13 protein-coding genes are annotated in these 13556 nt (G+C 62.7%); 8 read left to right on the top strand and 5 right to left on the bottom strand.

Annotated elements, in window-relative coordinates:
• The first annotated feature begins 174 nt into the window (after positions 1 to 174).
• The 3 genes from recF to AC1DZU_RS04650 all read left to right on the top strand — a co-directional run bounded on the left by recF (position 175) and on the right by AC1DZU_RS04650 (position 2719).
• Positions 175 to 1314, top strand: coding sequence for a DNA replication/repair protein RecF (recF, locus tag AC1DZU_RS04660; protein WP_477282122.1), 1140 nt, complete (start codon positions 175 to 177; stop codon positions 1312 to 1314).
• Between the two features lie 156 nt (positions 1315 to 1470).
• Complete coding sequence (locus AC1DZU_RS04655; protein WP_477282120.1) at positions 1471 to 2226, top strand: molybdopterin-synthase adenylyltransferase MoeB; 756 nt, start codon at positions 1471 to 1473, stop codon at positions 2224 to 2226.
• Between the two features lie 31 nt (positions 2227 to 2257).
• Positions 2258 to 2719: a GNAT family N-acetyltransferase gene (locus AC1DZU_RS04650; protein WP_477282237.1), complete on the top strand. Its 462-nt coding sequence runs from the start codon at positions 2258 to 2260 to the stop codon at positions 2717 to 2719.
• 27 nt (positions 2720 to 2746) lie between these two features.
• Here AC1DZU_RS04650 and AC1DZU_RS04645 read toward each other — a convergent pair whose 3' ends face one another.
• On the bottom strand, positions 2747 to 3748 hold the full coding sequence (locus AC1DZU_RS04645) for a 2-hydroxyacid dehydrogenase (protein ID WP_477282118.1): 1002 nt from the start codon (positions 3746 to 3748) through the stop codon (positions 2747 to 2749).
• Positions 3749 to 3899: 151 nt separating this feature from the next.
• Here AC1DZU_RS04645 and AC1DZU_RS04640 point away from each other — a divergent pair, with 151 nt between their 5' ends.
• Positions 3900 to 4460 carry an SH3 domain-containing protein gene (locus tag AC1DZU_RS04640; protein ID WP_095084275.1) on the top strand — a complete coding sequence of 187 codons (561 nt, stop codon included), beginning with the start codon at positions 3900 to 3902 and terminating at the stop codon, positions 4458 to 4460.
• 55 nt (positions 4461 to 4515) lie between these two features.
• Here AC1DZU_RS04640 and AC1DZU_RS04635 read toward each other — a convergent pair whose 3' ends face one another.
• Entirely contained in the window at positions 4516 to 4875 is a 360-nt protein-coding gene (locus tag AC1DZU_RS04635; protein WP_477282116.1) for a DUF4260 domain-containing protein, read from the bottom strand.
• Between the two features lie 60 nt (positions 4876 to 4935).
• Complete coding sequence (gene irrA, locus AC1DZU_RS04630) at positions 4936 to 5367, bottom strand: iron response transcriptional regulator IrrA (protein WP_167458528.1); 432 nt, start codon at positions 5365 to 5367, stop codon at positions 4936 to 4938.
• A gap of 243 nt (positions 5368 to 5610) precedes the next feature.
• Here irrA and fabA point away from each other — a divergent pair, with 243 nt between their 5' ends.
• From fabA to AC1DZU_RS04610, 4 genes are all read left to right on the top strand, one after another.
• On the top strand, positions 5611 to 6129 hold the full coding sequence (gene fabA, locus AC1DZU_RS04625) for a 3-hydroxyacyl-[acyl-carrier-protein] dehydratase FabA (protein WP_095082399.1): 519 nt from the start codon (positions 5611 to 5613) through the stop codon (positions 6127 to 6129).
• 36 nt (positions 6130 to 6165) lie between these two features.
• Positions 6166 to 7386, top strand: coding sequence for a beta-ketoacyl-ACP synthase I (gene fabB / locus AC1DZU_RS04620; RefSeq protein ID WP_095082401.1), 1221 nt, complete (start codon positions 6166 to 6168; stop codon positions 7384 to 7386).
• 32 nt (positions 7387 to 7418) lie between these two features.
• The gene (gene fabI / locus AC1DZU_RS04615; protein ID WP_477282112.1) at positions 7419 to 8231 is read left to right on the top strand and encodes an enoyl-ACP reductase FabI; all 813 of its coding nucleotides are present in this window, start codon (positions 7419 to 7421) and stop codon (positions 8229 to 8231) included.
• A gap of 206 nt (positions 8232 to 8437) precedes the next feature.
• Positions 8438 to 9982: a putative bifunctional diguanylate cyclase/phosphodiesterase gene (locus AC1DZU_RS04610; RefSeq protein ID WP_477282111.1), complete on the top strand. Its 1545-nt coding sequence runs from the start codon at positions 8438 to 8440 to the stop codon at positions 9980 to 9982.
• Between the two features lie 65 nt (positions 9983 to 10047).
• Here AC1DZU_RS04610 and AC1DZU_RS04605 read toward each other — a convergent pair whose 3' ends face one another.
• Together AC1DZU_RS04605 and pnp are read right to left on the bottom strand one after the other, a co-directional pair.
• Positions 10048 to 11067: a class I SAM-dependent methyltransferase gene (locus AC1DZU_RS04605; protein WP_477282109.1), complete on the bottom strand. Its 1020-nt coding sequence runs from the start codon at positions 11065 to 11067 to the stop codon at positions 10048 to 10050.
• Between the two features lie 114 nt (positions 11068 to 11181).
• Positions 11182 to 13329, bottom strand: a complete 2148-nt coding sequence (pnp, locus tag AC1DZU_RS04600; RefSeq protein WP_184877565.1) for a polyribonucleotide nucleotidyltransferase — start codon at positions 13327 to 13329, stop codon at positions 11182 to 11184.
• Positions 13330 to 13556: the final 227 nt, after the last annotated feature.

Below are 13556 nucleotides of genomic sequence, written 5' to 3'. Positions count from 1 at the left end.
CACCAATCAGGCCCCGCGACTGGACCGGCAGCGAGAATTATGGTTGCGGCGACTTCCAGAGCAATTCCAGGAAAAATATGAAACGGTTTTCCGCCCGGAATTGCGTCAAAACAAAGAGTTAGAGCAGGTCTGCGTTTCCTTGAAACGACGAACCGCTCTACAGGCGGATAGCGGTTGCCGGCACAGACTCACATAAGTAAGCTTACACTTACTAATTTCCGCAACTATGCGGGATTGGCGATCGACCTGGCGCCTGGTGCCGTGGTCTTTTCCGGCGATAACGGTGCGGGCAAGACCAATCTTCTCGAAGCGATCTCCTTGCTGACACCGGGACGCGGCTTGCGCCGCGCGCCTTACGCGGATGTCGCGCGCGAAGGCGGCGACGGCGGCTTTGCCCTGCACGCGCGGCTCGATGGGCCCGACGGCCAGGTCGAGATCGGTACGGGCATTTCAGGCGGCGACAGTGCCGGCGAAGGCGGCAGGCGGGTGCGTATCAACGGCGCTTCGGCGCGATCGGCCGAGGAGATGCTGGAGTGGCTGCGCGTGGTGTGGCTGACGCCGGCAATGGACGCCTTGTTCACCGGACCGGCCGCGGATCGCCGGCGCTTTCTCGACCGGCTGGTGCTGGCGATCGATCCCGGGCACGGCCAGCGCGCGATCGACTACGAAAAGGCGATGCGCGGCCGCAATCGGTTGCTTACTGAAGGTTCCCGGGACGACCGCTGGTTCGACGCGATCGAGACACAAATGGCCGAAACCGGTGTGGCGATCGCCGCCGCGCGCGCCGAGATGGTGCGCCTGCTGGCCGCGATGATCGACAGGCTGCCCGACACCGGACCGTTCCCGCAGGCCGATATCGGCCTTTCGGGTGACCTCGAGGCCGAAATTGCCATCGCACCGGCGGTCGATGTCGAGGAGCGATTCCGCCGGACACTTGCCGAGGGCCGCGACCGCGACCGCGCCGCCGGGCGCACGCTCGAGGGACCGCACCGTTCGGATCTGGTGGTTCGGCACCGTCCCAAGGCGATGCCGGCCGAACTCTGCTCGACAGGCGAGCAGAAGGCGCTGCTGGTCGGCATCGTCCTGTCGCACGCCCGGCTGACCGGCGAGATGTCAGGGATGACACCGATCCTGCTGCTTGACGAAATCGCCGCGCATCTGGATGGCGGGCGGCGCGCGGCGCTGTTTTCCATCCTCGAAGACCTGAACTGCCAGGCGTTCATGACCGGAACCGATGCAGCGCTGTTTTCCAGTCTCAAGGGGCGTGCGCAATTCCTGACTGTCGACCACGGCACGGTTGGGCCAACGATCTAGATCTTTGTCTACGCATGTCGTTGTCCTCAAAACCGCTGCACACTTTTGGGCGACATGCATCGGGTTTATGCATGTCGTCGTCCCAAAAACGCTGACACTTTTGGGCGACATGCATTAGCTCCTGACAAGGTTTCTCAGCCGCTATATGGTCCGGCTATGACCGCTGCCGCCCTGACCGACGAAGAGATCGAACGCTATGCCCGACACATCGTGCTGCCCGAGGTCGGCGGCGCCGGCCAGCAGAGGCTGAAGCAGGCGCGGGTGCTGGTGATCGGCGCCGGCGGGCTGGGTGCGCCGGTGCTCGAATATCTTGCCGCCGCCGGCGTCGGCACGCTCGGCGTGATCGACGATGACACCGTTTCGCTTTCCAACCTGCAGCGCCAAGTCATTCACGGCACCGACACCATCGGCATGCTGAAAACCGATAGTGCCAAGGCGGCAATCGCGCGCATCAATCCCAACACCACTGTCGAGATACACGCGTTTCGGCTGACCGCGGACAACGCCGCTGCCCTCGTCGCTCGTTATGACATCGTCGTCGACGGTTCCGACAATTTTGAAACGCGCTATACGGTGGCCGACGCCTGCGCGAGCGAGGGGAAACCGCTGGTGCACGCCGCCGTCGGACGCTTCGATGGTTCGGTGACCGTGCTGAAGCCGTTCGAAGACGGCAAGGACGGGAAGCCAAATCCGGGCTATCGAGATCTGTTTCCGGAAGCGCCGCCGCCTGGCCTGGTGCCCTCCTGTGCCGAGGCCGGGGTGCTTGGTGCACTGACCGGTGTCGTCGGCACGCTGCAGGCGATGGAGGCGATCAAGCTGATCACCGGCATTGGCGAGCCGCTGGTTGGCCGGCTGCTGCTCTATGATGGGCTGGCCGCGCGCTTCGACACGATCCGCTACAAGAGAAGCTGACATCGTGGATCGGACCGAAGTTGTCACCGTCATGAGGATCGCGGCCGATTTCGACCATTGGGACGATATGCTCGCACTGATCATGCACGCGTTCGCCACCATGGACGGTGTCATCGACCCGCCCTCCTCGGCGCACCTTCTGACCGCCGACACCTTGCGCGACAAGGCGCGGCAGGAGGCCGGCTTCGTGGCGTTCGAAGGAGACAGGATCGTCGGCTGCGTTTTTGCCCTTGAAAGGATGGCGGAATTTTACGTCGGCAAGCTCGCCGTCGCGCCGGATTGTCAGGGAAAAGGCATTGGCCGGCGGCTGATGCTGGCGGTCGAGGATCTTGCCCGCAGCCGCGGCAAGGCTGCGGTCGAACTTCAGACGCGGATCGAGCTGACCGGAAACCATGCTGCCTTTGCCCGCCTCGGCTTTCACGAGACCGAACGGACGGCGCATGAGGGCTACATCAGGCCGACCTCGATCACCATGCGCAAGGTCCTTGCGTAAGCCTGGACTTTCGTTCGAAGGCTAACGTCAGGTTCTGAGCGGCAGCACGCGATCCGGCGGCCGATGGCCGTCGACGAATGCGCGGATGTTGATGATGACCCTTTCGCCCATGTCGATGCGGCCTTCGAGCGTCGCCGAGCCCATATGCGGCAGAAGCACGACCTTGCCCTTGGCGGCGAGCTTCAGCAGCTTGCCGTTCAGTGCCGGCTCGTGCTCATAGACGTCGAGGCCGGCTCCGGCGAGCTTGCCGTCCTGGATCATCTTCACCAGCGCCTCTTCGTCGATGATGTCGCCGCGGGCGGTGTTGACGACATAGGCCGTAGGCTGCAGCAGCGCCAACCGCCGCGCCGACAGCAGATGGAAGGTCGCCGGCGTTGACGGGCAATTGACCGAAATAATGTCCATGCGGGCCAGCATCTGGTCGAGGCTCTCCCAATAGGTCGCCTCCAGCTCGTCTTCCACGGCCGGCAGCACGCGATGGCGGTTGTGGTAGTGGATCGACAAGCCGAAGGCCTTGGCGCGCCTAGCGACCGCGGTGCCGATGCGCCCCATGCCGACAATGCCCAGCCGTTTGCCCCAGATGCGGCGGCCAAGCATCCAGGTCGGCGACCAGCCGGCCCATTTCTTGTCGCCGGTGAGCACGTTGGCGCCTTCCGCCAGCCGCCGCGGCACAGCCAGCATCAGCGCCAGGGTCATGTCGGCAGTGTCCTCGGTCAGCACATTGGGCGTGTTGGTGACGGTGATGCCCTTCCTGGCCGCCGCCGTGACATCGATCTTGTCGACGCCATTGCCGAAATTGGCGATCAGCTTGAGATTGTCGCCGGCCTGGGCAATCAGCGCCGCGTCGATCTGATCGGTCACCGTCGGCACCAGCACGTCGGCTTCCTTGACCGCCGCGACCAGTTCCGGCTGCGTCATCGGCCTGTCCTCGACATTCAGCCGGGCGTCGAACAGTTCGCGCATGCGGGTCTCGACCGGATCGGGCAGCTTTCGCGTGATGACCACGAGAGGCTTCTTTTTGCCTACCATTGTTTCCTCGTACCCCGATCTCGTTGAGACCTCTTTAACCAAGACCGGCGAAACTGAAAGCCGGTCGCGGTGCCGATTACCCCATGTAACAAGCGGTGCCGCCGAAGACAAAGAAAAAGGGGCGCCAAGGCAAGCGCCGAAAGGAATGAAAGTGTCTGGTTTCGCGTCGCTTCGCCTGACCCTCAGTGCAGCATTTCTCGGCGCTCTGCTTCATTCTCCGCTTGCCGCGGCGCAGAGTGCGGCCGCACCTGCCCAGAGCGTCGTCACGCTCGGCCCGAGCGGTCTGCCGCTGCCCCGATTCGTCAGCCTGAAATCCGGCCGCGTCAACTCGCGCGTCGGCCCCGGCGCCAACTACTCGGTCGACTGGATGTATATGAAGGCCGGCCTGCCGATGGAGATCATCCAGGAATTCGATACATGGCGCCGCGTACGCGATGCCGACGGTTCGGAGGGCTGGATCAACCAGTCGCTGCTTTCCGGCCGGCGCACCGCAATCGTCGCCCCGTGGCAGCGCGGCAAGGGCGCCCAGGTCAACCTTCTCAACAGCCCTGAGCAGGACGCAAGGGTGGTCGCGATGGTCGAGCCTGGCGTCATGGGCACGATCAAGTCCTGCGACGGCCAGTGGTGCGAAATGACGTTCGAGGGCCACACCGGCTGGCTCGCCCAGTCGCTTGTCTGGGGCGCCTATCCCGGTGAACGGGTCAAGGACTGATCTTTTGACCCTTTGACCACGATCGTTCCGGACCGAAGACTTTCCTAACAGCCGCTTAGCGGCCGATACGGCCAAGATGCGTGTCCTGAAAACCGGTTGACAGCTTCAGGCCGTAGCCCAGCGCACGATCGATGGCGACGTGGGCGATCCAGATCAATGCAACCGCCGTCGCGGTCGCTTTGCCTGACAGGTGACCGGCAAGCAGCAGCAGCACAGGCACGATCAGGATATGCAAGGCGTTGTAGGCCAGGGCACCGACGCGCGGCCCCGCCAGATAACCGAACATAGACAGGTCAGGCGCCAGGATAAGCAATCCGAAGAGCCACCAGCTTATACCAGTTGAAGCGTAGAAGACGACGGCAGCCACCGCAACGATGGCCCATTCGGACCGGATTGTCAGGTCGAGGGGTTTCATTCCTGGCCGATCATTCTTGGCCGATCATTCCGGCCTTGCCGTTTATTCGGGCGTCACCGTTCATTCGCAGCGCTTGGGGCGCAGCCTCACCACGATGTCGACATTGGCGATCTCCATCCCCTCCGGCGGCTCCGGCAGGTTGGCAACCGTCACCGGACCGCTGTCGATGTCGAATATGCGGTTTTCACCTTCGATGTAGAAATGGTGGTGGTCGGAGGTGTTGGTGTCGAAATAGGTCTTCGCGCCCTCGACGGCGAGGATGCGCAACAGGCCCGCCTGGGTGAACTGGTGAAGGGCATTGTAGACGGTGGCCAGCGACACCGGCACGCCGGCGGCGACCGCCTCCTCGTGCAGTTCCTCGGCCGACAGATGGCGGTCGCCCTTGGCGAAAAGCAGGTCGGCCAGCGCAATGCGCTGGCGTGTCGGCCTCAGGCCGGCTTCACGGACCCGCTTGTCCACAGCGACATTTTCCTTCCGACCGTCCAGGCCCATCTTCTCGTCGAACCCCACAGTTCCGCCCTAAGACACGCCCAGAATGGCAAAAAAATGAATGTCTGCCGAAACCGGACCCCTGCTGACATATATTCTGTCGTCCGAATGCGATCAATAGCGCGCATTGACCCGAGCAGACGAGCAGGTTAAGCGCAAACGCCGGTTTCCGGCCTGAAACAGATTGTGTTAGGAAACCAACGACAAGGGCGCCCGATAGCCCGGAACGATGTGGGGACGAAATTGATGGCGGGTTCGAAATCCAGCTACGACTACGACGAATTGCTGGCCTGCGCCCGCGGCGAACTGTTCGGACCGGGCAATGCCCAGCTTCCCTATCCGCCCATGCTGATGTTCGACCGTATCACCGAGATCAGCCAGACGGGCGGCGCCTTCGACAAGGGCTTCATCCGCGCGGAATTCGACATCAAGCCGGACCTGTGGTTCTTTGCCTGCCATTTCATTGGCAATCCGATCATGCCCGGGTGCCTCGGCCTCGACGCCATGTGGCAATTGACGGGCTTCTATCTCGGCTGGCTCGGAGAACCCGGCAAGGGAATGGCGCTGTCCACAGGTGAGGTAAAATTCAAGGGCATGGTGACGCCCTCAGTGAAAAAGGTCGAGTATGGGATCGACTTCAAGCGCGTGATGCGCGGCCGGCTGGTGCTCGGCATTGCCGATGGCTGGCTGAAGGCGGATGGCGAACCCATATACGCGGCAACGGATTTGAAGGTCGGTCTGTCCAAGCAGTCGGCGGTCGGCTGACCGGCATCACCGGCTGACCCCTGGAAGGAGTTGCGAATGAGACGTGTCGTAGTCACAGGCCTCGGCATCGTGTCGTCGATCGGTAACAATGCCAACGAGGTTCAGACCTCGCTGCATGACGCCAGATCCGGCATCAGCTTCTCCGATTCCTTTGCCGAGCATGGTTTTCGCTGCCATGTCTGGGGAGCGCCGACGCTCGATCCATCCGCCATGATCGATCGTCGTGCGATGCGCTTCCTGTCGAAAGGTGCCGCCTGGAACCACGTCGCCATGGATCAGGCGATCGCGGATGCCGGCCTCAGCGAGAGCGACATCACCAATGAGCGCACCGGCATCGTCATGGGATCGGGCGGACCATCCACCAGCACCATCGTCGAGGCGGCAGAGATCACGCTGAAGAACGGCAGCCCCAAGCGCATCGGTCCGTTCGCGGTGCCGAAAGCGATGTCGTCGACCGCATCGGCAACGCTTGCCACCTGGTTCAAGATCCACGGCGTCAACTACTCGATCTCGTCGGCCTGCTCGACCTCGGCGCATTGCATCGGCAATGGCTACGAACTGATCCAGTGGGGCAAGCAGGACATGGTCTTTGCCGGCGGCCACGAGGACCTCGACTGGACGATGTCCGACCTGTTCGACGCCATGGGCGCCATGTCGTCGAAATTCAACGACCGGGCATCCGCCGCCTCGCGCGCCTATGACGCCAATCGCGATGGCTTCGTCATCGCCGGCGGCGCCGGCGTGCTGGTGCTGGAAGAGCTGGAACATGCCAAGGCGCGCGGCGCCAAGATCTATGCCGAGATCGTCGGTTACGGCGCGACCTCGGACGGCTTCGACATGGTGGCGCCATCCGGCGAAGGCGCGGTCCGCTGCATGCGCCAGGCGATGGCGACGGTTTCCGCACCGGTCGACTACATCAACACCCATGGCACGTCGACGCCCGTGGGAGATTCCAAGGAAATGGCCGCGATCCGCGAGGTTTTCGGCCAAGAGATGCCGTACATCACGTCAACGAAATCGCTGACCGGCCATTCGCTGGGCGCGGCCGGCGTGCAGGAGTCCATTTACTCGATCCTGATGATGCAGGGCGGTTTTATCGGCGAAAGCGCCCATATCGAGACCCTCGACCCCGAATTCGAGGGCATGCCAATCGTGCGAAAGCGCATCGACAACGCCAAGATCGACACTGTTTTGTCAAATTCGTTCGGCTTCGGTGGCACCAACGCAACGCTCATTTTCCAGCGCTATTCCGCATAAGGCCAGCGTTGTTTTCATAAGGATTGGCGGCCATGGACGGATTGATGAAGGGCAAGCGCGGGCTCGTCATGGGTGTCGCCAACGATCATTCGATCGCCTGGGGCATCGCTCGGAAATTGTCCGAACATGGAGCGGACCTTGCCTTCACCTATCAGGGTGACGCCTTCGGGCGCCGGGTCAAGCCACTCGCCGACAAGCTCGGCGCCTCGCTGGTCGTGCCGTGCGACGTCGAGGACAGCGCTTCGGTCGCCGCCACCTTCGAGACCCTGGGCAAAGCTTGGGGCGGGCTTGATTTCGTCGTCCACGCCATCGGCTTTTCCGACAAGAATGAACTGAAGGGCCTCTACGCCGACACCAGCCGGGACAATTTCGTCCGCACCATGGTGATCTCCTGCTATTCCTTCACCGAGATCGCCCGCCATGCAGCCGTCTTGATGAAGGACGGCGGATCGATGATCACGCTGACCTATGCGGGCTCGGTCCGTGTCATGCCGAACTACAATGTCATGGGCGTCGCCAAGGCCGGGCTTGAGGCCAGTGTGCGTTACCTCGCCAACGACTACGGTCCGCGCGGCATCCGGGTGAACGGCATATCGGCTGGACCGGTGCGCACGCTCGCCGGCGCCGGGATTTCCGATGCGCGCCACATGTTCTCCTACCAGCAGCGCAACTCGCCGCTGCGCCGCACCGTGACCATCGACGAGGTCGGCGGTTCCGCGCTTTATCTGTTGTCCGATCTGTCTTCGGGCGTTACCGGCGAAATCCATTATGTCGATTCCGGCTATCACATCGTTTCCATGCCTACGCTCGATGAATTGAAGCAGACCGATAACGGGCGAGACTAATGCATGGCGCCCAAAAGTGCGCAGCGGTTTTGGGACGACGACGCGCATAAAACAAAAGCTTAAAATGCGCCGACTAAACCCGTTTCAACGCGACGCGCTCTAATCCGCCCAAGAAATACTACCGGTCCAATAAAATTGGACGCATTCGCGGAAACTCATTTTAAGGACATATCCGCTAGAAAGCCCTGTACTCTGGGGACCTTTCAATGTCGGCCGTCAGCAACCCGAAGCGAACACCGGTGTTCCGGCTGCTCACCATAGCAAGCTCGGGTATCGGCAGTTTCGTCCTCGGACTCTGGGGCCTGAAGCACGGTCTCGGCGATAGTTTTGTCGGGATATCGGCGGACATGATTGTCGCGATGATGGCCGCCCTGTGCGCACTGGCGGCGTCGGTGGCCGCGATGTCCTTCTTCGCCGGCGTCGATGAATCGGCGGATTTCGTCTTCGAGGAAACCCATTTCGACAAGCTGACCGGCCTGCTGGCCCGTCCGGCGATGGTCGGCAAGATCGCCGAGGCGGCATGCGCGACGAGCCGGACCGGCGAGCCGGTGTTCCTCATCGACATCGACATCGATCGGTTCAAGCAGATCAACGACGCCATCGGCTACAGCCACGGCGACGAGTTGATCCGTGAGTTCACTAAGCGATTGAAGACTTGCCTGCCGCAACGCGCGGTGATCGGACGCATCGGCGCCGGTGAATTCGCGATCCTCCTCCCCGACAATCAGGTGTCAGGGTCACTGGAAAGTGCCATCGAGAGGCTCATCGACGAGATGATGGAGCCCTATGAGCTCAGCACGCACATGCAATCGGTCAGCCTGTCGGTGGGCATCGTGGCGATGCCAAAGGACGGTGTCGATCCCGTCCTCATCCTGCGCCGCTCCAATCTGGCACTGCAGAATGCACGCGCCAGCGGCCTCGGCAACTGGTCGGTCTTCCACGCGGAAATGGGCAGGGTCGCCGACCATCGCCAGTGGGTCGAATCCGAGCTGAACGTTGCCTTCGAGCGGGGCGACTTCGACCTTCACTACCAGCCGCAGCTCGATCTCCCGACCGGCCGCATCGTCGGCTATGAGGCGCTGATCCGCTGGCGGCATCCCGAACGCGGCATGATCCCGCCGATGGAGTTCATTCCGATCGCCGAGGAAACCGGCATGATCGGTCCGATCGGAGAATGGGTGCTGCGCAAGGCCTGCAGCGACGCGCGCCATCTGCCCGAAGACTGCTTCGTCGCCGTCAACATCTCGCCCGTGCAGTTCATGACCAAGGACTTCGTCGGTATCGTGCGCGACACCATGACCAGCACCGGCATCAAGCCGTCGCGGCTGGAACTGGAAGTGACCGAGACGGCGATGATGCAGGACCGCGACCGCGCCGCCACCATCCTGAAGGAGCTGGCAGACATGGGCATCTCGGTTGCCGTCGATGATTTCGGCACCGGCTATTCCAATCTGAGCTACCTGATCGACTTCTCGTTCGGCAAGCTGAAGATCGACCGCTCCTTTGTCAGCCGCCTCGACACGGACACCAGTTCCGGCGCGGTCGTTTCGACCATCGTCGGACTTTCGCGCGCACTCGGCGTCAGCATCATCGCCGAAGGCGTCGAGACCGAAAGCCAGGCGACGCTGCTTAGGGCTGCCGGCTGCGAAGTGGTGCAAGGCTATCTGTTCGGCAGGCCGGCGCCACTCAGGTTCAGGGTCGGCGACGCTCACGTCACCGACGAGACGCGGCGAGTCGCCAATCTGCATTGAAGGCGGCGCCGCTCTCTCGAGCATGATCTTTCCGAAAACCGGTTTCCACTTTTCGGGATCAAGCTTTAACGACGCGCGACAAGCACCTTGAACATGCCGTCGCGGGCGAGCTCTGCATGGCTCGAAAAGGCAGCCGACAGCACCGGCTCGTAGGGGAGCTGGCGGTTGGCCACCATGAACAGCCGCCCGCCGGGCTTCAGGGCCTTGGCCGCCGCACGGATCATGCCGGCGCCGATCTCCGGCTCGGCCGCGCGGCTGCGATGAAAGGGCGGATTCATGGCGATCGCGTCATAGCGCTTCTCGACCGGCTCCTTCAGCAGATCAGTCCAGAAGAATTCCCTGGTGATCGACTGGCCAACCTCTGCCAGATTGAGCTTTGCGGCTTCGAGCGAGGCGAAGTCCGCCTCATAGAGGTCGAGTGCCGAGATGCCCGGCGCCCGGGCGGCTATCTCGGCAGCCACATACCCCCAGCCGGCGCAGAAATCGGCAACGCTGCCGCGCAGATCATTGGGCAGGTTCTCGGCCAGTAATCTCGAGCCTGTATCGACCCGATCGAAGGAAAACATGCCGGGGGCCGTGCGGAACCGGCCTTCCACCAGCAGAGCGGGATTGGCGGCGCGAAGATCCTGCGCGGCGGCCAGATCGGCAGGCCGGCGGAACCAGAAGGCGATGCCGTGATATTTCGGCAGATGGCCCTCAAGCGGCACCAGTTCGCCTACGCGCTTGCGCAGGCTGGCAATACCGTCGTCCTTGCCGCCGGCAACGACGATCAACCCGCCCGGCGCCACGCGCTCGAGCGCCTCGGCGAGGCGCAATTCGTTCAGGCCGCGATGCCGGCCGGCAAGCACAAGTGCCATGTCGAAGCCGCCGCCTTCGGCTTGCGCGGTGACGATGAGCCCGGACGCCTGCAACGGGCGAAAATATGGCCGGAAGCCTTGTACCAGGTGAAGTGAGCCCTCGAAGCCTTCGGGCGAGCGAAAGCCCGGTTCAGCGCCAAGAAACAAGACGCGATCGCCCTTTCCCGGCAACGGAACCGCCTCGGCCTCGAAGGGATGAAAAAGCGTCTTCAGTGGCTCGGCGGACATTGCTCGATCTCGAAACGAGGACTGAGGAAGGCGGGCTAAAAATGAAACCCGGGCTGAAAATGAAAACGGGCGCGACCATAGCCGCGCCCGCTTCGATTTACGATCTCAGGCCGATCAGGCGGCGTTTTCTTCGCCTTCGGTCTTCTTGTCGCGGGCGAGTTCCTTGCCGGTGGCCTGGTCGACGACCTTCATCGACAGGCGGACCTTGCCGCGCTCGTCGAAGCCCATCAGCTTGACCCAGACCTTGTCGCCTTCCTTGACGACGTCCGAGGTCTTGGCGACCCGGTCGTTGGCAAGCTGCGAGATGTGGACGAGACCGTCACGCGGACCGAAGAAGTTCACGAAAGCGCCGAAGTCGGCGGTCTTGACGACCGTGCCTTCGTAGATCTCGCCGACTTCCGGCTCGGCGACGATGGTGTGGATCCACTTCTTCGCCGCTTCGATCTCCTTGGCGTTCGACGAAGCGATCTTGACCGTGCCGTCGTCCTCGATGTTGATCTTGGCGCCGGTCTTTTCGACGATCTCGCGGATGACCTTGCCGCCCGAGCCGATAACGTCACGGATCTTGTCGGTCGGGATGTGCATGACTTCGATGCGCGGCGCGAACTCACCGAGTTCCGAACGCGCGCCGGAGAGCGCATTCGACATCTCGCCGAGGATATGCAGGCGGCCGTCTTTGGCCTGGCCGAGCGCGATCTGCATGATCTCCTCGGTGATGCCGTCGATCTTGATGTCCATCTGCAGCGAGGTGATGCCGTTGGCGGTGCCGGCGACCTTGAAGTCCATGTCGCCGAGGTGATCCTCGTCGCCAAGGATGTCGGAGAGAACGGCGAACCGCTCGCCTTCCTTGATCAGGCCCATGGCGATACCGGCAACTGGCTTGGCCAGCGGAACGCCGGCATCCATCAGCGCCAGCGAGGTGCCGCAAACGGTTGCCATCGACGACGAGCCGTTGGACTCGGTGATCTCCGAGACGACGCGCAGCGTGTAGGGGAACTGGTCAGCGCTCGGCAGCATCGGGCGGATAGCGCGCCAGGCGAGCTTGCCATGGCCGATTTCGCGGCGACCCGGCGAACCCATGCGGCCGGTCTCACCGACCGAGTAGGGAGGGAAGTTGTAGTGAAGGAGGAACTTCTCCTTGTACATGCCGGTCAGCGAATCGACATACTGTTCGTCCTCGCCGGTGCCGAGCGTGGCAACGACCAGTGCCTGGGTCTCGCCGCGGGTGAACAGCGCCGAACCGTGGGTGCGCGGCAGGACGCCGACTTCGGAAACGATCTTGCGGACCGTCTTGAGGTCGCGGCCATCGATGCGCGAACCGGTGTCGAGGATGTTCCAGCGCACGACCTTGGCCTGGAGTTCCTTGAACACGGCGCCGATCTGCTCGGACGTGTACTTGGCGTCTTCGCCCTCAGCCGGAGCAAACGCGGCCTTGACCTTCGCCTTGACGGCGTCGACGGCGGCGTAGCGCTTCTGCTTGTCGGTGTTCTTGTAGGCATCGCGAAGCTCGCCTTCGACGATCTTCAGCATTTCTGCTTCGAGCGCGGAATAGTCCGGCGCGGTGAAGTCGCGCGGCTCCTTGGCGGCAACTTCGGCCAGCTTGATGATGGCGTCGATGACCGGCTGGAAGCCCTTGTGGCCGAACATGACGGCGCCGAGCATCAGCTCTTCGCCAAGTTCCTTGGCTTCGGACTCGACCATCAGAACGGCGTCGGTGGTGCCGGCGACGACGAGGTCGAGCTTGGATTCCTGCATCTCGTCGACATGCGGGTTGAGCACGTATTCGCCGTTGATGTAGCCGACGCGGGCGCCGCCGATCGGGCCCATGAAGGGAACGCCCGAAAGGGTCAGAGCCGCCGAGGTGGCGACGATCGACAGGATGTCGGGATCGTTCTCGAGGTCATGCTGGACGACGGTGACGACGATCTGGGTGTCGTTCTTGTAGCCTGCGGCGAAAAGCGGGCGGATCGGGCGGTCGATGAGGCGGGAAACCAGCGTTTCCTTTTCGCTCGGACGGCCTTCGCGCTTGAAATAGCCGCCTGGGATCTTGCCGGCGGCGTAGGTCTTTTCCTGGTAGTTGACGGTCAGCGGGAAGAAATCGAGACCTGGCTTCGGCTCCTTCATCGAAACGACGGTGGCGAGAACCTTGGTCTCACCGTAGGTCGCGAGCACCGCGCCGTCGGCCTGGCGCGCGATCTTGCCGGTTTCGAGGATGAGCGGACGACCGCCCCATTCGATTTCCACTTTGTGGTGATTGAACATATCTTGTCCTTAATAAGCGGAAAGGGCCGCGCCGTTTCACGGTGCGCGGATGCCCTTCCCTGGCTTCCTTTCTCGGGCAGCCACGGGCAAGACAACGGGAAGCTCGGGTGATTTCAGCGCGGCGAGCGCGCGAGCGTCCTGCAATCCTGCCCCATGACCGTCCATGGGCGGTTTCGAGTGGCCCTCTGCATGCTCGAAACCGGGTCTGGCCAGTCGATGCGACTGGC

The sequence above is a fragment of the Mesorhizobium sp. P2_A12 genome (assembly GCF_056405075.1).
This window is presented reverse-complemented; position numbering and strand designations above follow the sequence as displayed.